Below are 25491 nucleotides of genomic sequence, written 5' to 3' on the forward strand. Positions count from 1 at the left end.
CCGGTGCCGGGTTGCCGACCGGAATCCGCCGTCGGCAACCCGAACACAGCGCAGAGCAGGGTCAGCCGGTCTGCTGCAGCCGGTGCAGCGACGCCACCAGCTTGTCCACCTCCTCGGGCGTGTTGTAGAGCGCGAGTGAGGCGCGCGCCGCGCTCTCCAGGCCGTAGTGGGCCAGTGCCGGTTGGGCGCAGTGGTGGCCGGCGCGGATGGCGATGCCGTCGCGGTCCAGCCAGTCGGCGATGGCGGTTGGGTCGTGGCCGGCGAGGGTGAAGGTCAGTACGGCGATCCGGTCGGGCGCGGAGCCCAGCAGCTCAAGACCGGGCACCGTGGCCAGGGCTTGCTGGGCGTACGCCATCAGCGAGGTCTCATAGGCGGCGATGGCCTCCCGGTCGAAGGACGTCAGCCAGTTCAGCGCGGACAGCAGACCGACCACGCCGGAGATGTGTCCGGTGCCGGCCTCCAGCAGGTGAGGGACGGGTGCGTAGGTGGTACGGGTGAAGCCGACCGACTCGATCATGTTGCCGCCGCCCTGCCACGGCGCCATGCCCCGCAGGACATCCGGCTTCGCGTACAGGGCGCCGATGCCCGTGGGCGCGAACAGCTTGTGGCCGGAGAACACGTAGAAGTCGGCGTCCAGGTCCTGCACATCGACGGGGAAGTGTGCCACCGCCTGGGCGCCGTCCACCAGCACCTTGGCGCCGTAGCGGTGGGCGAGCGCGGTCATCTCGCGCACCGGCGGGACGGTGCCGAGCACATTCGACGCCTGGCTGACCGCGACGAGCTGGGTGCGCATCGAGAGCAGATCGGCGTACGCATCGAGATCGATCTGGCCGTCCGGCCGCAGCGGTACGGGTACCACCCGGGCCCGGGTCTCCTTGGCGACCAACTGCCAGGGGACGATGTTCGAGTGGTGCTCCAGTACGGGCACCAGGATGTCGTCCCCGGGACCGAGGTTGGCGCGCCCCCAGCTCTGGGCGACGAGGTTGATCGCCTCGGTGGTGCCGCGTACGAAGACGATGTCGTCGGGTGACGGCGCGCCCAGGAACCGGGCGACCGCCGCCCGGCCCGCCTCATAGGCCTCGGTGGCTTCCCTGGCCATGGTGTGCGCACCACGGTGGATGTTGGAGTTGGCGGATCCGTAGAAGGCGGCCAGGGTCTCGATCACCTGGCGGGGCTTCTGTGTGGTGGCCCCGTTGTCCAGCCAGACCAGGGGGTGCCCGTTCACGGTCCGGTGCAGGATCGGGAAGTCCCGGCGCGCCATCTCGGGGGAGAAGGCGACGGGTTGGCCGGGGAGACCGGTGGGCTGTCCGGGCCGGGCGGTGGGTTGGAGGGGCGGGGAGCCGGCCTGGCCGTCCTGGGCGCCTTGCGCGGCAGGGGCGGCCTGTCCGGTCGGATCGGCGGCGACCGGATCCGCGGGGGCATCCGTGGGCGCGTGCGTGGCCGTGCTCATGGACAGCGCCGCGGTCAGCATCGTCGCCGGATCGAGGTGCGCCGCGCCGCCGGCGAGCGGGTCCGCGGTCGGAGCCGTGTGCGGCCACCGGCTCCCGGAAACGTCAGGAGTAGTCATGGAAGTTGGAGACCTCGACGTTCTGGAGCACGGCGAGCGCATCCTCCACCAGCACCGCGGTGTTGAAGTACGCGGTCATCAGATACGAGGTGACGCCCTTCTGGTCGACACCCATGTTCCGCATCGACAGGCCGGGTTCCACCTCGTCCTCGACCTTCGCGGGGCGCAGACCCACCACGCCCTGCTCGGCCTCGCCGGTGCGCATCAGCAGGATCTCGGTGGTGCCGACGCCCGCGCTGCCGGAGAACCGCACCTTGTCGGAGGGGAGCAGCGGGACACCGCGCCAGGTCAGCAACGGGCTGCCGAACCGGTTGTCGATGACCGGGGGCACACCCCGGCGCGTACACTCCCGGCCGAATGCGGCGATGGCCCGGGGGTGCGCGAGGAAGTAGCCGGGCTGCTTCCAGACCCTGGTCAGCAGCTCGTCCAGGTCGTCGGGGGTGGGGGAACCGGTGCGCGCCTGCACCCGCTGGCCCGGGGCCACATTGTTGAAGAGCCCGAACTCGGGGTGGTTGAGCAGCGAGGCCTCCTGCCGCTCGCGCAGGGCGTGCACGGTGAGGTTGGACTGGGCGCGGGTCTGGTCGATGGGTCCGTTGTAGAGGTCGGAGACCCGGGTGTGGACGCGCAGCACGGTCTGCGCGAGGGTCATGTGGTACTCGCGGGGCGTGTCCTCGTAGTCGACGAAGGTCATGGGGAGTTCGGGTTCGCCGACATGCCCGGCGCTGAGGTCGACGGGCACCTCGGCGCCCGGCAGGACGCCGTCCGCCGCGAGGTAGGCATCCATCGCGCCCCGTACGGTCGCGTCGCGGTCGCACAGCCCGGCGAGCACGCTGCGCTCGACGCACAGCGCCACACCGGGGGTGAGCGCCTTGACGCGGTACGGCATGGGCTCGGAGCGGGTCCAGGCGTCGAGATCGAAGAACTGGCCGTCACCGATGACTTCGAGGACGGCGTCCTCCCCGTAGCGGCCGCTGACCCGCTTCTCGGCGCGGCCCTGGGCGATCACCCACAGCTGGTCGTGCGCCTCGCCGTCCTGGGCGAGCATGTCTCCGGCTTCGAAGGTGACCTCCGTGAAGGAGTCGGCCAGTTCGGCGAGCAGCGCGTCGTCGGCGTCCCGGAGGTAGGGCAGTTCGCGGAGGTCGCCCGGGATGACGCGGGGCGAGCCACTGTCGGTGTGGATGCTGATGCGGTCGTCGCCGAGGACGTAGGTGCGGCGGCGGTTGACGCGGAAGACACCCGATTCGACATCCACCCAGGGCAGGGCGCGGAGCAGATAGCGGGGCGTGATGCCGCGCATCTGCGGGCTGGTTTTGGTAGTGGTCGCGAGTTGCCGTGCGGCATCGGGGCTGAGACTCGTCTGGGCGTTCACAGGACCTCCTCGACGACAGGCAAGCCGGTCGGCCGGCAGAGAGCCGAACGGCATGCGAAGTTGTCCGATCGTCTGGTCGGAGTCCGTCGCCCGCAAGCGAGGGTTTGCCAGGGTCCGGCCTGAATTGCTCGCTGTACAAACTTCGCAAATGCGGTCTTATGTGCGAACAGCGGGAGCGGTGGGGCTGTGACCTTGCGTGCGGTTTCCGGGATCTTGTGCGCACAGGTCCGCCGACTTCGCTTTCCGGGTCGGCTCGGCGCCCGATATGCGACGTGATTTGCCCTCATAACGGGGCTTGGTGATTCCTAAAGTAAGGCTTATGCAGGGAGAATTGACGATGCGTCAGTAATTTGGAAGTTGCTCGTAGGGCGTCCGGTGCTCACCGGTGATCGCCCACGGCGCGGGTTCAGGAACCGCTCACCCTGCGGCCGGCGGCCTGGGAGGGTGCCGGCTCCTGAACCCGCGCCGGCCTCTGCCTACTGGGGCTTGAAGGAGCGGATCTGGTAGCTGCCCTGCAGGTTGCCGCCCGCGCCGGCGGGAGTGGAGCCGACGCGTGCGTGGTAGTTGGTCTGCGTGTAGTACTGCACGCGGTGCCTGGTGTTGTTCCATACGGAGCGGACGTTCTGGCCCCGTTGGATGAAGGAGCAGTCGTCGGCGGTGTTCGCCTTGCTGGACTGGGACCACTGGCAGCGGGTTCCCCCGCCGTTCCAGTCGCTGTAGATGCAGAAGTACCCGGAGGTGCAACGGAAGGCCGCCGGGCTGGCGGGGGCCGACGGGGTCGCGGTCGCGGTGGGGACGGTTCCCAGGACTGCGGCGACGGCGGCCGCGGCGACGGCGAACGAGCGGATTCGGCGCATGGGAGGACTCCTTTTCTTCGAAGGTGCCCGGCGGGGCGGGCCGCCCGGGCCGGGTGGGACGTTGCGCACGAGCAGGAGAACGGGCGGGAGCACGAGTACGAAAACGAGCGCGATCCGGAAGGCTGCGCCGGATCGGCGGCTACGGGCGGCCAGGCCGCGAAGCGTCACCAGTATGGTTCGCCGCCACGACGCCCCTCAGGGCATTTCTGGCCTCACCCAAGGCCGTTGGAGCGCGGCGGCGCAGGTGCCGGGCGTACGCCCCATGTACCTCCACTCGCGCGGGCCCCACCACGGGGCGGTCGGCCGGCTCCTTCACCACCCGGCTGGCGGGGACTCGTCCGCGGCGCGCCGGGGGACGCTCCGCCGCTCCCCGCGACGTCGATTCGCAGGCGGTCGAGGGCGGTTGGGGCACGGCGGTTGCGGTGCACCTGCTCGTGGGGCGGTACGAGGCCGCCGGCACCCGGTGGGCGCCGTCGCGTGACCGGTAATCGGACCCTCGACTCCCCTGGGAGCAGCGGGGTATGGGCGGCGGCCGGCGGCCCGCTGTCACCGTCGGGGCGGCACGGCTCGACCGCGAGCTGGAGCCCTCACCCGGTCCTTTCCTTGCCTGAATCACCAGGTTCATGGCCATCCGGCGGGAATCAACCACTGTGCGCGAGGGTGTCCGTGTATGGCCCCGGCGGGCGGTCCGCCCGAGGGCTGTCGGGCCTTTGATTGCAAGGGACATTCGTCCAAAGGGGTGCCGCTCCCGAGGGCTGATCCGTATTGTCAGCTCGCGCCGGAGGCCTACCGTCCGGAATCTCCTGGTGGGATGCCCCGGCCCCGCGATACCTGGCAGTGCCTGCACCGAGGAGCAGTGGTGACACCCCTGATCGTACCGGTCATGATCATTTTCGGAATATTCCTGCTCGCCATGGTGACCGTGGGTATCTGGACCTATCAGGACACAGTGACGTTCTCCGACTTCGCTCTCGGCGGGCGCCGGCTGAGCGCCCCGCTGGCGGCCCTGTCCGCGGGCGCCAGTGACATGTCCGGCTGGCTGTTCCTGGGGCTGCCCGGTGCCGTGTACGCGGCCGGCATCGGCGCCTCGTGGATCGCCGTCGGTCTGGCCGTCGGCACGTACCTCAACTGGCGCCTGGTCGCGCCGCGTCTGCGGACGTACACCGAGCTGGCCGGCGACGCCAAGACCCTGTCGGCGTATCTGGAGGAGCGCTTCGAGGACGGCAGCAGGATGCTGCGCCTGGTCTCGGCAACCGTCATCGTCGTGTTCTTCACCGTGTACGTGGCCAGCGGACTGCTGGCCGGGGGAGTGCTGTTCGAGGGCATCTTCGGGGGCGGCTTCGAATTCGCGCTCACCGTCTTCGCCGTGGTCATCGTCGTCTACACCGTGCTGGGCGGCTTCCGCGCGGTGAGCGTGACGCACTCGGTGCAGGCGACGGTGATGTTCTGCGCGGCCGTTGCCCTCCCCGTGATCGGCATCGGGCTGCTCGGGGGGTTCGGCGCGATGCGGCACCTGCTCGACCACCAGACGCCCTCCCTGCTGGACATGGGGGCCAAGGCCCACTTCGACGGGTCCCGTTGGACGTCCGGCCAACCGCTCGGCGCGGTGGCCGTCATCTCCCTGCTGGCCTGGGGACTGGGCTACTTCGGCCAGCCGCACATCCTGGTCCGCTTCATGAGCATCCGCAGCGCCCGCGACATCCCCCTGGCCCGCCGTATCGGGGTGGGCTGGGTGGTGGTCTGCCTGGCGGGTGCCTCGCTCGTGGGGCTGGTCGGGATCGCCGCTCTCGACCAGCCGCTGGAGAATCCGGAGACCGTCTTCATCCAGCTCTGTGCCCAGTTGGTCAACCCGTGGGTCGCCGGTCTCCTGCTGGTCGCCGTGCTCGCCGCGATCAAGTCCACCGCGGACAGCCAGCTGCTGGTCTCGGCGATGGCCCTCACCGAGGACTTCTACCGGGCCTTCGTCAAGCGGCAGGCCTCGGACGCGACGATGGTGCTGGCGGCCCGGGTGACGGTCGTGGTCGTGGCGCTGGTGGCCTACGCCATCGCGCTCAGCGGCGGCGCCGTGCTGGACATCGTCGCGTACGCCTGGGCGGGCTTCGGCGCCGCCTTCGGCCCGGTGATCCTCCTGTCGCTCTACTGGCCGCGGATGACACGGGCCGGGGCGATGGCCGGCATCGTGACGGGGGCGGTCACCGTCGTCATGTGGAAGCAGATCGACCCGCTCCTCGGGCCGCTCCAGTCGGGCGTCTACGAGATGGTGCCGGGCGTGCTCGCGGCCACCGCCGCGGCCCTGCTCTTCGGGAAGTTCGTCGGCCGCCCGCCCCGCCGCAGCTGGTCGGGCCCCATGGAGAAGCGGGCCGCGGCCGCGATGCCGGCCGGCTGAGTCCGGCCCGGTGCCGGCGGTGCCGCGCGCCGCCCCACCGCGCACTGCCGGCCCCCGGCCCGTCCCCGTGGTGCGCGGCGCGCATTATGATCCGGAGAGGCTCAGCGCACCACGACGGGAAAAGACGTGCCTCTCCACCCTTCCTTGTCGCCCCCGGGGCTCCGGATGATGTCGCTCGCTCTCGCGGCGGCAGGCATGGTCGTGCTGCTGAGCGGCTGTACGGACCGCGGCGAGCCGCTGAGCGCCGGCCACACGTCGGCCGCCGCCGCGCCGGTGCGGCTGTGGCCCGAGCGCAAGCCGGCGCCGCAGCCCGAGCGCGGCAAGGGGGAGAACCTTCCCGCGGCCGTTCCCGGGGTGCCGCCCGTGCCGTCCGGGGACATCCGCGCGGCGCGTCTGCTCACCGTCGTCAAGGCGCAGGCGGCCGCCGGTTCCTCCCTCGGCGGCGGGCCGCAGTTCGACTCCGCCACCATGAGGAAGATCAGGGCCTGTGAGACGCGGCCGGCGCACTGCCCGGTGCGCACACCCCAGTACCGGGATCTGACGGGCGACGGGAAAGCCGAACTGATCGTCGGCATCGAGGCGCCGGACCAGTCGCTGGCCCTGTGGGTCTTCACGCTCGACCACGGGCGGGTCACCCGGATCATGGATGCCGGCGCGACCCCGCTGTCGGTGGAGATCGCGAACGGCGATCTGATCCTGCGGGAGCCCACCGGCACGCCCGGCTACGACACCCGCACCGTCTACGCATGGGACCCCCGGACCCGGACCATGGCCCTGCGGTCGATGGAGTTCGACCAGGCGGACAACGCCGTCCACGTCCCGAAGCGCACCCCATGAGCACCGGCCGGCCCCGGATGCGGCGGCACCTGCCCGCCTGGACGGCGACGCTGTACTGGAAGTTCGCCGTCTTCGTCATCGTCATGTGCTGTGTGCTCGCCACGGTCGTCGGTGTGCTGGTGCACGTCCTGGTCGGGCGGCAGACCGAGAGCCAGGCCCGCGGCGCCGCCCTGTCCGAACTGGACTCCGTCGCGGCCGCGTACGTAGCGGGGGAGCCCCTCGGCCGCCACGCCGCGGTGGACCCCGCGGACCTGCCCGCCCCGCTCCGCGCCATGGCCCGGCGCGGCGAGCGCGGCACTCAGCTCGCCGAGCACCAAGGCCGGCCGGCGATGTGGGCCGTCACCCCCGCCGACGGCAAGGCCCTGGCCGTCCATCTCGACTACACCCAGCGGGCCGCCGCGATCCGCGGGGTGGACCGGGCCATCGTCGGCTCCTCGGCCTTCGCGATCGCGCTCACCCTTGCCGTCGGGCTGTTCGGCGTCTCCCGTATTACCCGGCGGTTGCACCACACCGCCCAGGTGGCCCGCAGAATCAGCACCGGCGATCTCGACGCCCGGGTGGACGACCCCCATGTCCGGTCTTCCCCCTACGCCCAGGACGAGACCGCGGCCGTGGCGGCCGCGCTCGATGCGATGGCCGCCGCACTGCAGGCCAAGCTGCACAGCGAGCAGCGCTTCACGGCCGATGTGGCGCACGAGCTGCGCACCCCGCTCACCGGGCTGCACCTGGCGGCGGAGCTGCTGCCGCCCGGGCGCCCGGCCGAGATGGTGCAGGACCGGATCCGGACCATGAGCCGGCTGACCGAGGACCTGCTGGAGATCTCCCGCCTCGACGCGGAGGTGGAGCGGGCCGACGCCGAGGTGCAGCAGCTGGGACCGCTGGCCGAGCGTGCGGTACGGGCCACCGGGCTGCAGGCCGAGGTCCGCGTCGAGCGGGACGCCCGGGTGGAGACCGATCAGCGCAGGCTCCAGCGCGTGCTGGGGAACCTCGTCTCCAACGCCCACAAGCACGGCCGGCCGCCGGTCCTCCTGACCGTCGACGGTCTCGTCATCACCGTGCGGGACCACGGGGACGGCTACCCCGGCCACCTCCTCGACCACGGCCCGCAGCGGTTCCGCAGCCGGTCCGCGAGCGGTCGCAAGACCGGCCACGGCCTCGGGCTGACCATCGCCGCGGGGCAGGCCCGGGTCCTCGGTGCCACGCTGCGGTTCTCGAACGCGCCGGACGGCGGGGCCGTCGCCGAACTCGTCCTGACATCGCCGGTCCCCGGGCCGCGGCGCCCACCGTCCGGTGGGGCCGGCGGCTCCTAGCGTCCGGCCCAGGGCCGGGTCAGGGCGCCCGGCAGGTGTGAAAGCCCTGGTCCCGGGGCCCCGGCCGCTCGGCGGAGTGTCCGCGCCCGGGAGACAAGCGCAGAATGAAGAGAAACCGCTCTGCCGTCCGGCGGGCGGGCCGGCCACTTTGCGCGGCGGGTGGAAGGAAAGCCGGTGCCATCAGATCGGCCGAGCGACGCCAGGGCCCGCGGTCCGCTCTGGTCCGAGCCCGGATCGCTGCTGGAGCATGTGGGCGTCGCCGTGTTCGGCATCGACGACGACAACCGGATCTGCTACTGGGGCCCCGGCGCCCAGGACCTCTTCGGCTACCCCGCGGCGGAGGCGCTGTCCCGGCCCGGCGCCCTCCTGCTCCCCGCGCCGCCCGGGGGCGGGCCCGACGCCTGCGCCCGCCTGGCGGAGCGGGGCCGGAGCCTGGGCTACTGGCGCGGCCGCCTGCACGCCGCGCACCGGGACGGCACGGCCCTCGACTGCGGATTCCGCGCCTTCCCGGTGACCGGCGTCGGCGGGCATTCGGTGGTCATGGCGCTGGCCAGCCGCGGTGACGAACTGGACCGGGTGAAGACCAACCTCGCCTTCCTCGACGCCCTCTTCGAGACCTGCCCCATAGGCCTGGCCATGTTCGACGAGGAGCTGCGCTACCTCCACCTCAACCAGGCGCTTGCCGACATGAACGGACTCCCCATCGAGGAGCATCTCGGACGCCGCCTCGCCGAGATCATGATCACCTCGGACGGCGGCGAGTACGAGCGCATGCTGCGGGCGGTCGTCGCGGAGGGCAAACCCGTCGCCGGGGTACGGGTGGGGATGCGCACCCGGGGCCACCCGGACCGGGACAAGGTCCTCTCGGTGAGCTTCTTCCCGCTCACCCAGGCCGTCGGCACGCGCCAGGGAGTGGGCGGCCTGCTGGTCGACGTCACCGACCGCGAGCAGGCCATCGTGGAGGCGACCGCCACCCGGCAGCGGCTGGCGCTGCTGGACCGCGCCTCCGCCCGGATCGGCACCACCCTGGACGTGCAGGTCACGGCCCAGGAGCTGGTCGAGGCCGCGGTGCCGGACTTCGCCGACGCGGCCGTCGTGGAGCTCGTCGAATGGAAGGACGAGCATGCGGGCTTCGACCCGGCCCAGCCGGTGGACACCCACCGGATCGCCCACGGCACGGTCCTGCCCCCTCCCGCGACGGAGCTGGTCAGCGGGCTGGAAGCCGTGCACTACCCACCGGGCTCCGCCATCCACCGGATGCTGCGGACCGGCCGTCCGCTGTGCGTACCGGTGAACCAGGAGTTCATGGCCCGCACCGTGCTGAACGCCACGCGCGCCCGGCTGCTGGCCGGCAGCGGTCTGGCGTGCCTCCTCCTCGCTCCGCTCATCGCCCGGGGAACCGTGCAGGGCATCGCGGTCTTCGGCCGGTCCGCGGCCCGGCCGGCCTTCACCGAGCAGGATCTCAGCCTGGCCGGCGAGCTCGCCTCGCGGGCGGCGCTGTGCCTGGACAACGCGCGGCTCTACAACCGCGAGCGGAACATCGCGCTCACCCTCCAACGGGCCCTGCTGCCCACCTCGATGGCCACCGGCCCGCACCTGCACCTCGCCCACCGCTACCTGCCGGGCAGCCGGGTCACCGAGGTCGGCGGCGACTGGTACGACGTGATCCGCCTCCCCGGCGGCCGCGTCGCCCTGGTCGTCGGCGACGTCATGGGACACGGGGTGTCGGCCGCCGCGGCGATGGGCCGGCTGCGCATCGCCGCCAAGGCGCTGGCCCGGCACGACCAGGAACCGGACGAACTGCTCACGGAACTCGACCAGTGCGCCGAAGAAGCCGGTATCGAGCTCGCGACCTGCCTCTGCATCCGCTACGACCCCGCCACCGGAAGCACCCGGATCGCCAGCGCCGGCCACCCTCCGCCCCTCGTCCGCCACCCCGACGGCCGGGTCCAGCTCATCGACGACGTACTGGGAGTCCCCCTCGGCGTCGGCGGCCTCCCCTTCCGCACGACGGAGCTCGAACTGCCCGACGCCGCCCTGCTCGTGCTGTACACCGACGGCCTCATCGAGGCCCGGGACCACGACATCGACGAGGGCCTCGACGTCCTCCGCACGGAAGTGGCCCGGCCCCCCGACTCGCTGGAAGCCACGGCGGACCGCATCCTCGCCCGCCTCGTACCGAGTTCGCCGACGGATGACACGGTGTTGTTGCTGGCACGTGTTCATCGGGCGGAGAGGTGAGGTGCGGGGGCGACGGCGGCCCGTGCCGATGGCGGACGGGCCGGGGCGAACAGCTCGTGGCGACGGCGAACGGTTCGGGCGGGGCGGGCCGCGGTCAGTCCGCTCGACCGGTGGCTGCCACCGTCACGCCCAGGCCGATCATCGCGAAGCCGCCCGCGCCGCCGATCATCGACAGCCGGCGTTCGGAGCGTGCGAACCAGGCGCGGGCCGCCGAGGCCGTCAGCCCCCACACCGTGTCCGTGATCAGGCCGATGCCGATCGGCACCAGGCCCAGGACGAGCATCTGGGCGGGCACCCGGCCGGCCGCATGGTCCACGAACTGGGGAAGCACGGCGGCGAAGAACACGATGCCCTTCGGATTGGTGATGCCCACCAGGATGCCGTCGGCGATCGTCCGCAGGTCGCCGCGGGCGGGCTGCGCGGGCCGGTCCGCCGCACCCACCTTCATGTCCCTGCGGTGCCGGAACGCCTGGACTCCGAGGAAGACGAGGTAGGCCGCGCCCGCCAGCTTCACGGCGAGGAAGACGGCAGCGGACTGTTCGACCAGCGAGCCGAGGCCGAACGCCACCGCGGCCACCAGCAGATACGAGCCCAGCACATTGCCCAGTACCGTCGCCAGGGCGGTGCGCCGGCCGTGGGCCAGGGCACGGCCGATCACGAACAGCACACTCGGCCCGGGGATCACGATCACCAGCAACGACATCGCCGCGAAAGCCAGCAGCCGGTCGGTCGACACCATGTCTCTCACCTCGGCGACCATTGAATCAGCCGAGACGCGGTGTGTGACCTTCGTGTCCGGTGGGTGGTCTGCTGCCGCTGACGGTCTCGTGCGGCCGGACGAGCTGGTGCTGCTCGACGGTGTGCTGTCGCCCGCAGGCCGGGGGCGATCCGTCGGCCGGGTCGACCCGTGGGCCGGGGCGATCCGTGGGCCGGGGCGGCGCCCGTGGGGGTGCCCCGACAGAGCGCTCCCCTGGCATCCGCGCACTGACGCGGACCCAGGGGAGCGGTCGACGATGCACCCTCGCCAGGCCGGTGAAACGCAGCAACGGCTGCCTTCCCACCGGGCCGTGAACCGTGCGAAGGGGGACGGGCTAGGACACGACCGGCAGCAGGCCCGTGACCGGGGCGGCCATGTCGGTCACCTGATGCAGTTGACCGAGGTCACGAAGGTGCTGGAGTTGACCGGTGACCGTCGGCAGCTGTCCCTGGTACTGGGCGGGGATGGACGCGACGCCGAGACTGTCGAGTGCGCTGAGCACGGACAGCCCCTGCGGGGCCGACTGGGCGGGTGGGGCCACGGGCGCGGCCGAGGCGGACGACATCGCGAGGGCGCTGGCGCCGGCGGTCAGGACAAGCGCGGTGTAGATACGTCGAGTGGAGATCACGCTTTCACAAACGGCCCGGGGCCGCGGTGGACACGGTTCGTCGGCGACTTCACCCACCCAGAGGAGGCGCGCGGCCCGCTCGGTGCGGCGAACCGCGGGCTCGCCGGGTCAACTGACGGCATCGTGCGGTGGATCGGATGGGCCATGGGTCCTCGTGCACCGGATGGTTGGGCCACCGTCCGTGGCGCACCGCACGGTGGGGCACCGTCCGTAGCGCACTGGACGGCTGAGTCGCGGTCCGTCCGTTCGGCCGCCGCCCCGCAGGGATCGCGTCCGGCGCCTCCGTGCCCCCGGCAGCAGCCCAGGGCACAGTGAAGCCATGAACGCAGACGAGAGGGACATTCTGACCGGCGCGCGGGTGGCGACCAGACTTCCGGCCCAGGACCTGGACCGGGCACGGCGCTTCTACTCCCAGCAGCTCGGGCTGGAGCCCGTCGACGAGCGGCCCGGTGGATTGCTGTACCGGTGCGGCGGAGCGGAGTTCGTGGTGTTCCGGTCGACGGGAGCGTCACCCGGCACCTTCACCCAGATGGCCTGGGAGGTCGACGACATCGGGACGACCGTGGCGACGCTCAAGCGGCGCGGCGTCGTGTTCGAGGAGGTCGACCTGCCGGGGTTGCTGGGCGGCGGACGCACGAACGACGGCATCGCCGAGATCGAAGGCAACTACCCCAGCAAGGGCGCACGGGGTGAGCGCGGTGCCTGGTTCCGCGACAGCGAGGGAAACCTGCTGGGCATCGGGCAACTGGTCGTCTGAGCGAGCACCCGCCCGGCATGCCCAGGACCGTCCCGGCAGGGTTCGCATCGGCCTCGGGCGGTCCTGGCTAGCCGGCCGGTTCGAGGCGGGAGACCTGGTAGTGACTGATGTGCCAGCCGTCGTCCGTGTGCTTCACCAGCACGCTGAGGTTGACGACGATCGTGGCTCTGTCGGTGAACGCGAAGTCGACGCTCAAGTAGCCGAGCACGAGGTCGTCGGCGAGCTGCCGGGTTTCGAGGATCCGGTAATCGGCCGTCATCCCGAGCGGCTGGGAGTCGTAATAGTCGGCTACGCCCTGCCGCCCGACGCTGTACGGGTGCAGTCCTTGGAAGATCACGTCCTCGGTGAAGTGAGAGGCGACCCGCTGCGGTTCATGCGCGTCGACGGCGGCTTTCCAACCGTCGAGGACGCCCCGCAGGACGGCTTCGCGGTCAAGGGGTACGGCGACACGCACCGCCGGGACAACTGCTCCCGGGCCCGGGTCGCTCGGGTGCGCCGACAGCGGCGTCACCGTGTCGTGCCGCCACACCCGCAGCGGCATCGAGGCGAGTACCTGTTCCAACTGCTCCTCGTCGTCGGCGCGGAAGAGTCCCCATGTGCGCCATTCGCCGGGGGCGAGCGGGGGGCGCCACAGTCGCAGCAGGCTTCCCTGCGCGGTCAATTGCCGTGACCGCACGGCCTCCCGGCTCCGGATCTCCGCCACGGCCTCCTCGGACGTGCCTTCCGGAACGGTGGTCACCATGTCGACCAGGAACTCCATCAGCGGCTCTCCTCGTCCTGTTCTGCCCTGCCCTGCCCTGCCCTGTCCTGCTCGAAGACCGGAACATCGGAACACTAACGTCGGCCCCGGCCCGTCGGTGATCACGCACGGACACGGCGCGCCGACACACGACGACGGGCGATGCCGAGGAGCCGAGCCGCACCACGACCTCGTCGTTCGTCGTTCGGCAGTCGGCGCCTCGAACCAGCGGGCGCGGGTCCCCCGGCCAGGAGATCCGCGCCCCACCAGCCCTTCGGGGCAGGGCAGTTACGGCAATCCGTGCACCGGCTCGGTACTCCCGGTGCGTATGTGGAGGCGCCACCTCACGTCGATGCCCGACTCGCCCGGGGCCTCGGCTCCTTGCGGCAGTGGCACGCGCTCGAACTCGGTGAAGCCCAGGCGGCGGGCGACGGCGCCGCTGGCGGGGTTGGCCTCGTCGTGGTGGATCTCGATGCGATCGATGCCCGGCAGTTGTCGTCCCGCCTGCACCAGGGCGGCCGCGGCCATGGTGGCCAGCCCCTTGCCCGTGGACGCGGGGTGGAGCCAGTACCCGATGGCGAGCCCGCCCGGTCCGATCCGGCGCATCAGCCCGCAGCTGCCGACCATCACTCCAGCCGAGGTGATCGTGTAGTGGTAGGCCTGCTCCGAGTCCCACTCCTCCTGGCACCGGGTCAAAAACTCCTCTCCCTGCTTCCGGTCATGGGTGGCCGCAAAGGGCATCCACGGCAGCAGATGAGCGCGTGACTCGGTGATCAGTTGGTCCAGCGCCTCGATATCGGCGCCACGCCAACGGCGCAGCTCGACCTGGTCGAAGCGAAGGGTCTCAGCGGGCTTTCCCATGACCGGCATGCTGCCTCAGCCCCGCCGGGGCGACAACGCAATTGTCCGGGGCTGCCCCGGACCTACGGGGCTGCCCCGGCCCGGACCTCGGCACGGTCATCAGGTTCCTGCCACCGCGGCCCCCAGATCGATCGGATGCCGGGCGGACTCGTATGCGTGGCCGGCGCGCAGCAGGGTCGCTTCCTCCAGCGGGCGTCCTATCAGCTGCAACCCGATGGGCAGGCCCGCCTGATCGCGGCCGGCCGGCAGGCTCAGGGCCGGCAGGCCGGTGATGTTCGCCGGGGAAGAGAGGCGAACGTAGGCTTCGGCGACGCCTTCCGTGGTGCCGTCGGGCCATTGGACGGTCTGCTGGTCCCTCTTCGCGGCGGTCATCGGCACCGTGGGCGCCGCGAGTACATCGATGCGGTCGAAGAGGCGCAGCCACGCCTGGCGCATGAGCGTGCGGGAACGCTGGGCCCGCAGATAGTCACCGGCCGAGACCAGCTCGCCCGCCTCCAGGAGGATCCGTACGTCCGGTCCGTAGAGCTCGGGTACGGACCGCAGTGTGCGTTCGTGGTAGGCCGTCGCTTCGGGAACCATCAGGCCCCAGTGGGTCGGCTGGATGTAGCGCGTCATCGGGATCTCGACCTCGACGAGTTCGGCTCCCATGTCCGTCATCTGCGTCAGGGCCTCACGCACGGCGGCTTCGACCTCGGGGGCGACTCGGTCGAAGTAGTAGTTGACGGGTACTCCGATGCGCAGGCCCGACATGTCACCACCACCCGGCGGCAGCGGATAGGTGGACGGCGCCGTGCGGAGGCTCGCCGGGTCCTGGGGGTCGTGGCCCACCAGCGCGGAGAGTACGAGGGCCGCGTCCCGGACCGTGCGGGTGAGGGGGCCGACGTGGTCCAGCGACCAGGAGAGGGCGGTCACGCCGTGCCGGGAGACGAGGCCGTAGGTCGGCTTGAGGCCGACCGTCCCGTTGAGCGCCGCGGGCACGCGGATCGAGCCGCCGGTGTCCGTCCCCAGGGCGAAGGCGGCCTCTCCGGCGGCCACGGCGACCGCCGAACCACCGCTCGACCCGCCCGCCACGTGCTCCTGGGACCAGGCATTGCGGGTCTGAGGTGTCGTCAGCCCGTAGGCGAATTCGTGGGTGTGCGTCTTCCCCAGCAGGACCCCGCCCGCCGCGGACAGATGGTGCGTCACGGTGCTGTCCGTCTGCGCGAGGTGGCCGTCCCTGACGCGGGAGCTGGCCGTGGTCGGCATTCCGGCGGCATCGATCATGTCCTTCAGCCCGAACGGGATGCCGTGCAGCGGGCCGCGGTACCGGCCGTCCGCGATCTCGCGTTCCGCCCGTGCGGCCGAGCTGCGCGCCGCCTCCTCGGCCACGGTGACATAGGCCCCCAGTCGTTCTTCGACGGCGCCGATCCGTTCGAGAACGGACTCGGTCAGCTCCACCGGGGAGAGCGTCCGGTCCTCCAGGGCGGTGGCCGCCTCGGCAAGAGTCAGCTCAAAGGGCTGCATCGGCCGCCACCCCTTCGACGGTGTAGGCGGCGGCGGGCGGGGTCTCGCCGAAGTCCAGTTCGCGCAAGGTGCGGATGACGCTGTGGATGTGGTTCGCGACGGCGGCCACGTCGGGACGGCGCTCGTCCGGCAGGGGGAGCCCGGCGTGCAGCGCCCACCGGGCGACGTCCCCGGCGGTGAGTTCGACGGATGTCATGGAGTGTCCTTGCGGTGTGCGGTGTGCGGTGTGCGGTGTGCGGTGTGCGGTGTGCGGAGTAGGGGTGAGGGGTGAGGGGCGAGGAGTGAGGTGTCCGGTGTGTGCGGCGTCCGTGGTCAAGTGGAACCGCCATCTCCATCTAAAGCAAAGACTTTGCGTTAATGGAAGGGTAGGGGATGGTGACGACTAATGCAAACAAGTAGCTTTTGCGGTACCCGCCCCGCCGCCCGCCCCTGCCCCGCACGCCCCCGCCCCCGCCGACCGCACGGCCGGGCGGCCGACGATCAGCGGAGGCGGGAGAGGATGCAGGGCCCGCGTCAGATGTCGCCCGCCTGCTCCTTCCGCTCCTCTCGCGGCTGGGGGTCCGGCGAACGCCTCGGCGGCGCCGGCCGGGCTTCCGGGGGAGCGGGCAGGGGACCGGCAGGGGTGGGCCCGCCCAAGGCCCCGTCGGCGCCGAGCAGTTCCTCGCCGTACAGGTCCTGTACCCAGTTGGCCTGGTAGATGGTGTCGAGGTACCGCTCGCCGAGGTCAGGGGCGATGGCCACTGCGGTGAGTCCGCGGGTGTCGTGCCGGGACAACCAGTCCATCGCGCCGCTGACGACCGTGCCGGTCGAGCCGCCGAAGAGGAAACCGTGCCGGGCCAGTTGGTGACAGGCGCGGACCGTGTCCGCTTCCTCGACGCGTACCGCCTCGTCCACGTAGGACTCGTCGAGCAGCGGGGGATGGACGCTCATGCCCAGGCCGGGGATCATACGGCGCCCCGGTGCGCCGCCGAAGGTCACCGAACCGACGCTGTCGACCGCGACGATCTGCACCGGCCGGTGCCACTCGCGGAAGTAGCGGGCACAGCCCATCAGCGTGCCGGTGGTGCCGGCACCGATGAACAGCACGTCCAGGCGCGGGAACCAGCGGGCGATCGCCGGCGCCGTCCTGCGGTAGTGGGCCTGCCAGTTGCCCGGGTTGGTGTACTGGCTGAGCCACACCCAGCGGTCGTCGGAGGCGCACAAGTCGCGGACGTAGTCGAGCCGTGCGCCGAGGAAGCCGCCGCTCGCCTCGTCGGCGGCCACGACGTGCACCTGGCTGCCCAGCGCCTCCATCATCAGCCGGGTCGACAGGTTGCAGCGGGAGTCCGTCACGCACAGGAACCGGTAGCCCTTGCTCGCCGCGATCATGCTCAGTGCCACGCCCAGGTTGCCGGACGAGGACTCGACCAGGACCGATTCCGGAGTCAGGGCGCCCTCCCGCTCGGCTGCCTCCACCATTTCGGTAGCGGCCTTCAGTTTGATCGACCCGGCGAAGTTGAGGCCCTCGCACTTGAGGAACAGTGACTGCCCGAAGATCGCCTCGAGGTCGACGTAGAGCTCTTCCTCGTTGAAGGCGTAGGGAACGGTGATGACTGGCATGATGGGTCCCTCCTCTGGAGCAGAGCACCCTCGGAATGTCCATCCGACGGCAGTGGCGGGCTCCTCACCTATCCGGGGCCGGGCTCATCCGTACCGGCGCAGTTCGTGGAAGAAGTCATCGATGACCTGCAGCTGTCCCGAGCGGGTCACCTCGTCGTAGACGTACTTGCCGACCGCGAGGTCGAGCACGCCGAGGCCGAACGGGGAGAAGACAGCGGGCCGGTCCGCGGGGATCGCCACCCGCCCGTGCATCACGTCGTCCAGCGTGCCGTGCAGGAAGTCGCGGTTGCCCGTGAGCTGTTCGGTCAGGTGCGGCGACGTGGCGGCGTGCAGACAGTGCTCGACGTCGTCGACGATGTTGGTGGAGGCCAGCAGGATCCGCGGCGCGAGGTCGCGCAGCGAGATGTGCAGGACCACCGGGTTGTGGGAGAACCACGAGGGTTCGTCGACATGCGGCTCACCGGCGATGGTGGCGAAGACCACCAGGTCGCTGTGGCGGATCAGTTCCTCGGCGCTCTGGTGCACGGTGATCCGGCCCGCGGTGCCGGACTGCTCCAGGTACAGGCGGAAGCCGGCGGCGCTCTCCGAGGACAGGTCGTGCACCCCGATCTCGTCGAACGACCAGCCGGTGCCCTCCAGGAACGTGTGGATGTAGCGGGCGATGAGGCCCGCCCCGAAGAATCCGACGCGCACCGGGCGCGGGCGGCCGCGGCTGAGCCAGTCGGCCGCCGACGCCGCCGACGCGGCGGTTCGCGTGGCGCTGATGATCGAGCTCTCCAGGCAGGCGAACGGGTAGCCGGTGGCGTGGTCGTTGAGGATCAGCACCGCGGACGCCCTGGGCAGACCGGACGCCACGTTCTCCGGGAAACTGGAGATCCACTTCAGCCCGTCCACCCGCGCCTCCCCGCCGATGGAGGCGGGCAGCGAGATCATCCGCGACGAGGGGCGGTCGGGGAACCGGAGGAACGAGGACGGCGGGTTCACCGACTCCCCGGCGCCGTGCAGCCGGTAGGTCTCCTCGACCACGGCCACGAGGTGCTTCTCGCGTCCTTGCAGGGCGGCGCGGACCTGGGCTCCTGAGATCACCGCGAACGGGGGCACGGTGAGTGGCGATGCGGTCATGGCGGACTCCGTTGCGCTGGAGCGGATGGTGTTCACGGGACGGTCACCTCGATGGTCGGTGAGCAGTCGGCCAGGCGCAGCGGCTCGGCCATCGCCACCACCACCTCCCGTGGTCCTGCGAAGGGCTCCCTGCTGTGTGCGGTGCGGACGTTGTCGACGAGCAGCAGGTCACCGGGCTGCCAGGGGCGGCGCACGGTGTGCGCGTCGTAGACCTTGTTGAGCAGCTGGACGGTGTCCTCGGTGAGGGGGTCGCCGTTGCCGTAGCGGGTGTTGAACGGCAGCCCGTCGGCGCCGTACTCGTCGATGAGGTACTCGCGGACCTCGGGCGCCATCGTCCACTCGTTGAGGAACGCGATCTGGTTGAACCAGCAGCGCCGCCCGCTGACGGGGTGGCGCACCACGGCGCTGCGGCGCTGTCTGGTGCGCAGTCCGCCGTCGGGCTGCCAGGTGAACTGGATGGCGTGCGACCGGCAGTAGTCCTCGATGGCGCTCCGGTCGTCGGTGCCGAACGCCTCCGGCAAGGAGGCGCCGATCTCGTCGTGGTAGCTGCGGTCGAGGAGCCAGCCCTCCCGCTCGAACCGCTCGGTGAGCCCGGGCGGCAGCGCGTCGAGTACCGCAGCGGAGTCCGCGACGGCGGTGGCTCCTCCCTCACTGGGCGCGCCGAGGCAGGCGAACAGCATCAGGCCGGGGAACTCCAGCGTGTAGCTCAGTTCGTGGTGCATGCACATCGGCTGGTTCGGCGGCCATGCGGACGAGGAGTAGACGCCCTCGGAGTGGGTCTGCCGGGGGGCGAAGGACTCCTTCTCCGTCACCGGGAGCAGGCCCAGCCGCTGCCGGACCGCGCCGACCTCGTCGGCATGCCGGAGCCCGAGGCCGCGGACGAGGAGCGCACCGTGTTCGACGACGGCGGCGCGCAGCGCGTCCCGGTGCTCGGCCACCCAGCCCGCCGCGTCGACGGCGGTGTCGAGCCGCAGCATCGGTGTCTGACCGGCCGGAGACTCCAGGCCGGGCAGTGAGGTCGGGAGTGAGGAAGCCATCGTGGTGTCCTTTCGGTGTACTGCGGCTCGGTCTGCTTCGGCGGGCGCCCGGCCGGAGCCGTGCCCCGGGACGCGCCCCTCGGGCCGTGACTGCGTCGGCGGCGGCGCGGAGCCGGCCGTGGTACGGCTCTCGACGAGCCGGGCCAGGTCGGCGAGGACCGGGTGTTGGGCGAGGTCCTTGGGGGAGACCACCCGCTCCAGGCAGATCGCCACCTTGACGGCCGAGAGCGAGGTGCCGCCGAGCTCGAAGAAGTCGTCCCGGCCCCCGATCCGGTCCTGCGGAATCCCGAGGACCTCCGCCCATGCGGCGGCGAGCCGTTCTTCGGCCGGTGTGCCGAGCGGGCGGCGGTCGTCCTCGGTGGTGTCGTCTGCTTCGGCGAGGGCGGCCAGCGCCTTCTTGTCGACCTTTCCGTTGGCCGTCAGCGGGAGACTCTCCCGCCAGTGGAAGGCCGACGGGACCATGTACGCGGGCAGCGACCGGCCCAGCCGCTCCTGCAGCGCACCCGCCTCCAGCGGGCGCGGGCCGGAGTAGAAGGCCACCAGCCGCTGCCCCTGGCCGGCCCGTTGGGAGACCACGACGGCACCGTCGCGGATCCCGGGCACCCGCAGCAGGGTGTTCTCGATCTCGCCGGTCTCGATCCGGAAGCCACGGATCTTGACCTGGGTGTCCCGGCGGCCGAGGAACTCCAGCTTTCCGTCCGGCAGCCACCGGCCGTAGTCGCCGGACCGGTAGAGCCGCCTGCCCGGGCGGTACGGATCCGTGGTGAAGGCCAGCCGGGTGCGCTCCGGGTCGTTGACGTACCCGCGGCCGACGCACACTCCGGAGAAGACGATTTCACCGGGGGCGCCGAGCGGCACCGGGGACAGGTGCGCATCGACGAGGTAGAGGTGCACGTTGTTGACGGGCCGGCCGAGCGGGATCCGTTCGCCGTCCGGCACCCGGTCCATGACCTCGTGGTTGGTGTCGTCGGAGGTCTCGGTCAACCCGTAGGCATTGACCAGCCTGATCCGGGGCCCGGCCGCGAACCAGCGCTCGACGAGCTCCTTCTTCAGTGCCTCGCCGGTGACCGACACACAGCGCAACGAGGGCAGTTCGCGCGGGTGCTGCTCCAGGAACGACAGCACGACATCGAGGTAGGACGGCACGACCTGGAGCACGTCGGCCCGGCCGTCGACGATCGTGTCGAGGAACCTCCCGACGTCCAGGACGGCCTCCTGCTCGACCAGCAGGGTCCGCCCGCCGACCAGCAGCGCGGAGAGCAGTTGCCACAGGGAGATGTCGAAGCACTGGGGCGCGGTCTGGGCGACGACCTGCCCCTCGCCGATCCCCAAGTCGTCGATCTTTGCGTAGAGGTGGTTGAGCATGCCCTCGTGCTCGCACATCGCGCCCTTGGGCTCGCCGGTGGAACCGGACGTGAAGAAGACGTACGCGAGGTCGTCCGGGGCGACGGGGACGCCGGGGTCGCTCTCGTCACGACTCTCCTCGCACGCCGCGTCGATGAAGAGCCGTTGGACCCCGGGCAGCGACTCCAGCGCCTGGTCGAGGGTGGTGGTGCTGCCGGGTTCGGTCAGCACCAGCCCGCACGAGGCACGGGAGAGCATCGCGGCGATCCGGTCGGCGGGGAAGTGCGGTTCGACGGGCAGGTACGTGCCCCCGGCCTTGAAGACCGCGAGGACGGCCGCCGGCCAGTCCGGAGTGCGTGCGGTCACCACCGCGACCACGTCCTGCCGGTGCAGTCCGGCCGCCCGCAGGGCGTGGGCCAGCCGGTTCGCGCGGGCGTTGAGTTCCCCGTACGTCCATTGCCGGTCGCCGTGCACCACCGCGACGGCGTCCGGGTGCGCTCGTACGCGCTGCTCGAACAGCTCGTGGAACCGGCTCTCCGGCAGCGCCCGTTGCGGGCCGGCGAGCCCTTCGAGCTGGAAGCGCAGCTCCTCGGCGGACAGCAGGCTCTGCCGCTCGTGCGCCGCCTCCGGATCGGCGGCGAGCAGCGTGAGCGCGGTGAGGTGGTAGCCGGCGATCCGGGCGGCAGCGGCCTCGTCGAGCACCTCGGTCCGGTACTGCAGCCGCAGCAGGTCGGCGCCGTCGTGGCGCACCACCGCCACCCGCAGCACCGCGCCCTCGGTCGCACCTCCGGCACCGGTCGGGTCGAACACCGTCTCGGGCAACGGCGCGGAGGGCTCCGCCGTTTCCTCGGGGCCGTCACCCGCGGAGCCCCGGCGCGCCACCGGGCGAGAGACCACCTGATGCGTGTCGTGCACCAGCGACCGCCACGACGCGCCCGCGGTCGACAGCCCGCAGGACACCGGACCGCCGCCCGCCGCAGGGACGTATCGGGTCGCGACGGTCTGCTCACCGGTCAGCGCCCCGAGCACCTTGGCGTGCGCGGCCAGCAGTACCGCGTCGAGCGTGACGCCCCACTCCTGCGCCCACCGGTCCAGCGCAGGCAGCAGGTCCTCGGGCAGCCCCGCCTCGTATCCGGCGGTGCCCGGAACCGGAGTACGGGTCCATCGCGGCACCGTGGCGAACCCGCCCGCGGCGGGCACCTGGTGCCGCAGGCCCACATCGTGTTCCAGAGGCGTGGTCATCGCTGTTACCTCCACTCCCCGCCGTCGCCCCGGCCGATCTGCCGGGCCGGATTTCCTCCCCACCGTGCACGCTGCGGGAGGACCTCGCCCTTCATGAGGAAGGAGTCGGGGGCGAGCACGGCGCCGTCGCCGATCGCCACGCCGTAGTGCACGAACGCGCCGACCCCCAGCGTCGCTCCGGAACCGATCGTGCTGCGGTCGGACTTGAAGGTGCCGTCCTCCTGCGAGTGACACTGGACGACGCTCCCCGTGTTGAGCGTGCAGCCGTCCCCGAGGGTCACCATCGTCCGCTCGGTCAGATAGCAGCCGTCGTCGAAGACCCGGCGGCCGATGCGGACCCCCAGCATCCGCCAGAGCACGCTCTTGAACGGAGTGCCGTCGAACAACCGCAGATACGTCTCCGACGGCACCTTCCAGAAGCGTTCACGCTGCCAGAAGCGCTCGTCGTAGATCGAGCAGAACAGCGGGTCCGTGGGGTGGCAGGCCGTGACGGCGCGTTCGACCAGCACGTAGTACACGGCCGTGAACAGGACGACGAGGACGTTGGCCAGCGCGATCGCCGCCGCGCCGAACGGGGCGTAGAGATCGGCGGCGGCCGAGACGAGCAGGGTGACCAGGAAGAAGTAGATCCAGCGGGCCAGCAGGTACCAGCCCATGGTGGCGGCGTTGTGCCTGTTCTTGGCGGGCAGGCGGTGGCGCAGCTGCTCCTCGCTCTTCAGCCCGTCGAAGCTGCTGTCGCGCTGGACCGACCGCGGGATCTCGAAACTGGGCGAGCCCAGCAGCCCCACGCCCTCCCGGACCTCCCCGTCGACGGGGACCATGACCTTCGTCGCGAGCAGACAGTTGTCGCCCGTCCTGCCCCGCGACGGGTAGGCGATCCGGTTCCCGAGGAAGTTGCGGGGCCCGATCGACGTCCGCGAGACACGGAACGACGTGCTCGAGAAGTCGGCATTGTTGATCGACAGCCCGTCGGCGACCATCGTGCCGCTGCCGACGGAACTCAGGTACGGGGTCTCGTGCTTGACCTCCGTGCCGAAGTTCGACCCGGTCTGCTCGATCCGCGAGAGGTCGTACCCCAGGCACCGCAGATAGTGGACGATGCAGGAGCTGTCACCGAACAGGCGCATCAGGGACCGCCTGTTGGTCATGAACGTGATCGCCCGGTGCACCCCGTAGTGGAAGCCGTACAGCGGATAGACCCTGCCCGGTGTGATGGCCCGGTTCAGCAGGCGCGGCACCGTGACCATGAGCAGGAGACCGAGCGGAAGCGCACCGAAGAACATGACGAGCGAGAACGCCAGGGCGTCGGCGTAGAACGTCCAGGTCGTCAGGGCCGAGGGCCCCGGCTCCAGAGCGACGGCGAGCTGGGGCGCGACCGCGAGCAGGAGCCCCACGGCGCCGATCGCCAGCGGCACGTACACGAGGAGCACGGTCAGCAGCTGCACCAGGCTGTGCAGCACTCGCCTCGTGGCGCCGCACGCGACCGGGCCCACCGCCTGGTAGTCCACGTTGGTGCGTTGCGCCGGTGACCCGTGCCAGTGTTCACCGTCGGGCACCGCCTGTCCGCTGTGCAGGGAGGAGGCGTGGCCGAGCTGAGCCGCCTCGCCCAGCGAGGTGTCGATGTCGAGCACGGTGGCCTCGCTGACGACCGCGTTCCTGCCCAGGGCGACCGTGCCCGTCCGGATCACGCCGGCCTGCGCCCGATACCCGGTGAAGTACGAGTCCTTGCGGATCAGCGCGCCGTCGCCGATGGCGAGCAGGTCCGTGCACAAGGGCACGTTCCTGGAGAGAATCACGACGCCCCGCCCGATTCTCGCGCCCAGCGCCTTGAGATACAGCGCATAGAGCGGCGAGCCCACGAACAGGACCAGCGGGTCGGAACGGACCAGCGTCTTGACGATCCAGAGACGGACATACGCCAGGCTCCAGACACGGATCTGCCGCGGCTTCCACCGGCCGATGAGCAGCCACTTCACCAGGACCGGAAAGACGCACAGCCCCGCGAAGCCCGCCGCGCCGAACAGCACCGACCGCAGGTACACGTCCCACAGGCCGGAGCCGGCGGATATCCAGGTGTAGCCCCTGGCGGCAACGAGTGCGACGAGGTACGAGTACCCGAGGAACGCCAGGACCTGCAGCGCTCCGCACAGCACGTAGCGGGGTGTGCCCGTCGGAGCCGCCGACGCGGGTGCCGTCGACTCACCGGGGGCGGTGGACTCGGCTCCCGGCGGTGCGGCGGGGGCGGCGGGTACGGAGGCCGCGAGCGCCGTTGCCAGGCTCCTGATCGTCGGATGCCGGTAGACGTCCTTCATCGATAGCGAGGGCAGATCCGCGTGCTTCCTGACCCGCGCGCAGAACTGCGCCATCACCATCGAGTCGGCGCCCAGATCGTCGAAGAAGTGGCTGTCGACCGATACCTGGCCGACACGCACGACATCGGCCAGCACCGCGGCCAGAACCCCCTCGACCCCGGCCGTCGGGGCGGCGATCCCGCCCCCGACCGTGGGGGAGGCCCCCAGATCAGGGGGCATCGCTTCAAACGACTTTCCCGTCATGCTGCGCTCCCTCGGGAAGTTCCGGCCGCCGTCGTCCAGTGCCCTGGCACCGAGCGCCTTTGCCTGTTCCGGCGCCAGCCCGAGGGGGCGAACCGAGCGGTGGGTGGGGTGTCGGCACGGACGGCGAGGCCGTCGGCGGGAGGTCCAGTCCCGATGTCGTCTGCGCCGGACACGTAGAGACGGTCAGAGATCACAACCTTCGTTCGATGCTAGCGTGGGAATCGGGTGAATACATTTTGGAAATCTTTTCTCGATTACGTCACCCATTCGGCACCTGGATGCGAGAGCATTCCCCTTCGGGAGTTTCTCCATCGACGCCCCGCGCGATTCACCCGAATGGGGGTATGCGGGTGCCGTCCCTTTCTTCAGTGAGTAAGTCAACGCCTCTTGAGTGTGGGTCTGACCTGCTCATTTCGGCTGAAGCGCAGCGAATTAACGGCGATAACGGGGCCCTGGAATGACATCCGTGACGCGCCATGAAGCCGCCCTCTGGCCGGGGCCGGGGATTGCGTGGAAGAAAGTCCGGTTGCAGAGGATGTCAGGCGGTGCCTTCAGGTGAAACCTGCCGACGGCGGCGAGGGTTACGCCGGGTAATTTAGCGCGCTCATCGCAGCCGGGTGCCTGTGGGAATACGTGAGGGCCCACCGCCGCGAGGCGAGCATCGGGAGGGCGTACCGCCGCGCGGCGAGCACGGGAGGGCGTACTGCCGCGACAACGGAGTCGGGGGCCCCCGAGCCCCCCCCGCCCCGCGCCGGCGGGGGGGGCGGCGCCCGGGGAGAG

18 protein-coding genes and 1 pseudogene are annotated in these 25491 nt (G+C 71.1%); 5 read left to right on the forward strand and 14 right to left on the reverse strand.

Annotated features, from left to right (window positions below; translation table 11 throughout):
* Positions 1-61: 61 nt before the first annotated feature.
* The 3 genes from AB0411_RS07015 to AB0411_RS07025 all read right to left on the reverse strand — a co-directional run bounded on the left by AB0411_RS07015 (position 62) and on the right by AB0411_RS07025 (position 3793).
* Positions 62-1567, reverse strand: a complete 1506-nt coding sequence (locus AB0411_RS07015) for a SufS family cysteine desulfurase (protein WP_366416202.1) — start codon at positions 1565-1567, stop codon at positions 62-64.
* Entirely contained in the window at positions 1554-2936 is a 1383-nt protein-coding gene (locus tag AB0411_RS07020) for a family 2B encapsulin nanocompartment shell protein (protein ID WP_366416203.1), read from the reverse strand. The genes AB0411_RS07015 and AB0411_RS07020 overlap by 14 nt, the downstream gene beginning before the upstream one ends.
* A gap of 476 nt (positions 2937-3412) precedes the next feature.
* The gene (locus tag AB0411_RS07025; protein ID WP_366416204.1) at positions 3413-3793 is read right to left on the reverse strand and encodes a peptidase inhibitor family I36 protein; all 381 of its coding nucleotides are present in this window, start codon (positions 3791-3793) and stop codon (positions 3413-3415) included.
* Positions 3794-4676: 883 nt separating this feature from the next.
* Between AB0411_RS07025 and putP the strand changes: the two genes are divergently transcribed.
* The 4 genes from putP to AB0411_RS07045 all read left to right on the forward strand — a co-directional run bounded on the left by putP (position 4677) and on the right by AB0411_RS07045 (position 10567).
* Entirely contained in the window at positions 4677-6179 is a 1503-nt protein-coding gene (gene putP / locus AB0411_RS07030; protein WP_366416205.1) for a sodium/proline symporter PutP, read from the forward strand.
* 165 nt (positions 6180-6344) lie between these two features.
* Positions 6345-7016 carry a hypothetical protein gene (locus AB0411_RS07035; RefSeq protein WP_366416206.1) on the forward strand — a complete coding sequence of 224 codons (672 nt, stop codon included), beginning with the start codon at positions 6345-6347 and terminating at the stop codon, positions 7014-7016.
* Positions 7013-8326 (forward strand): sensor histidine kinase, encoded by a 1314-nt coding sequence (locus AB0411_RS07040; RefSeq protein WP_366416207.1) that lies wholly within the window; start codon positions 7013-7015, stop codon positions 8324-8326. The genes AB0411_RS07035 and AB0411_RS07040 overlap by 4 nt, the downstream gene beginning before the upstream one ends.
* A 174-nt stretch (positions 8327-8500) precedes the next feature.
* Positions 8501-10567 carry a SpoIIE family protein phosphatase gene (locus AB0411_RS07045; RefSeq protein WP_366416209.1) on the forward strand — a complete coding sequence of 689 codons (2067 nt, stop codon included), beginning with the start codon at positions 8501-8503 and terminating at the stop codon, positions 10565-10567.
* 94 nt (positions 10568-10661) lie between these two features.
* On the opposite strand, the gene AB0411_RS07050 is transcribed toward AB0411_RS07045, so the two are convergent.
* Positions 10662-11306 (reverse strand): LysE family translocator, encoded by a 645-nt coding sequence (locus AB0411_RS07050; protein WP_366416210.1) that lies wholly within the window; start codon positions 11304-11306, stop codon positions 10662-10664.
* A gap of 352 nt (positions 11307-11658) precedes the next feature.
* Positions 11659-11952 carry a hypothetical protein gene (locus tag AB0411_RS07055; RefSeq protein ID WP_366416211.1) on the reverse strand — a complete coding sequence of 98 codons (294 nt, stop codon included), beginning with the start codon at positions 11950-11952 and terminating at the stop codon, positions 11659-11661.
* A 319-nt stretch (positions 11953-12271) separates the two neighbouring features.
* Between AB0411_RS07055 and AB0411_RS07060 the strand changes: the two genes are divergently transcribed.
* Positions 12272-12709, forward strand: a complete 438-nt coding sequence (locus AB0411_RS07060; RefSeq protein ID WP_366416212.1) for a VOC family protein — start codon at positions 12272-12274, stop codon at positions 12707-12709.
* Positions 12710-12776: 67 nt separating this feature from the next.
* Here the strand turns inward: AB0411_RS07060 and AB0411_RS07065 are convergent, their stop codons facing one another.
* The 9 genes and pseudogenes from AB0411_RS07065 to AB0411_RS07105 form a co-directional block, all read right to left on the reverse strand.
* Positions 12777-13163 carry a YybH family protein gene (locus AB0411_RS07065; RefSeq protein ID WP_366416323.1) on the reverse strand — a complete coding sequence of 129 codons (387 nt, stop codon included), beginning with the start codon at positions 13161-13163 and terminating at the stop codon, positions 12777-12779.
* Between the two features lie 39 nt (positions 13164-13202).
* Positions 13203-13469 (reverse strand): annotated as a pseudogene (locus tag AB0411_RS07070) (muconolactone Delta-isomerase family protein); the annotation flags it as partial.
* A gap of 267 nt (positions 13470-13736) precedes the next feature.
* Positions 13737-14309 carry a GNAT family N-acetyltransferase gene (locus AB0411_RS07075; RefSeq protein WP_366416213.1) on the reverse strand — a complete coding sequence of 191 codons (573 nt, stop codon included), beginning with the start codon at positions 14307-14309 and terminating at the stop codon, positions 13737-13739.
* A gap of 99 nt (positions 14310-14408) precedes the next feature.
* Entirely contained in the window at positions 14409-15812 is a 1404-nt protein-coding gene (locus AB0411_RS07080; protein WP_366416214.1) for an amidase, read from the reverse strand.
* On the reverse strand, positions 15799-16008 hold the full coding sequence (locus AB0411_RS07085; RefSeq protein WP_366416215.1) for a hypothetical protein: 210 nt from the start codon (positions 16006-16008) through the stop codon (positions 15799-15801). The genes AB0411_RS07080 and AB0411_RS07085 overlap by 14 nt, the downstream gene beginning before the upstream one ends.
* A gap of 317 nt (positions 16009-16325) precedes the next feature.
* Positions 16326-17411 carry a 2,3-diaminopropionate biosynthesis protein SbnA gene (gene sbnA, locus AB0411_RS07090; RefSeq protein ID WP_366416216.1) on the reverse strand — a complete coding sequence of 362 codons (1086 nt, stop codon included), beginning with the start codon at positions 17409-17411 and terminating at the stop codon, positions 16326-16328.
* 84 nt (positions 17412-17495) lie between these two features.
* Positions 17496-18533, reverse strand: coding sequence for a 2,3-diaminopropionate biosynthesis protein SbnB (sbnB, locus tag AB0411_RS07095; protein WP_366416217.1), 1038 nt, complete (start codon positions 18531-18533; stop codon positions 17496-17498).
* Between the two features lie 32 nt (positions 18534-18565).
* Complete coding sequence (locus tag AB0411_RS07100; RefSeq protein WP_366416218.1) at positions 18566-22156, reverse strand: non-ribosomal peptide synthetase; 3591 nt, start codon at positions 22154-22156, stop codon at positions 18566-18568.
* 5 nt (positions 22157-22161) lie between these two features.
* The gene (locus tag AB0411_RS07105; protein ID WP_366416219.1) at positions 22162-24711 is read right to left on the reverse strand and encodes a Pls/PosA family non-ribosomal peptide synthetase; all 2550 of its coding nucleotides are present in this window, start codon (positions 24709-24711) and stop codon (positions 22162-22164) included.
* Positions 24712-25491 lie beyond the last annotated feature (780 nt).

The sequence above is a fragment of the Streptomyces angustmyceticus genome, assembly GCF_040701845.1.
GTDB lineage: Bacteria > Actinomycetota > Actinomycetes > Streptomycetales > Streptomycetaceae > Streptomyces > Streptomyces angustmyceticus_A.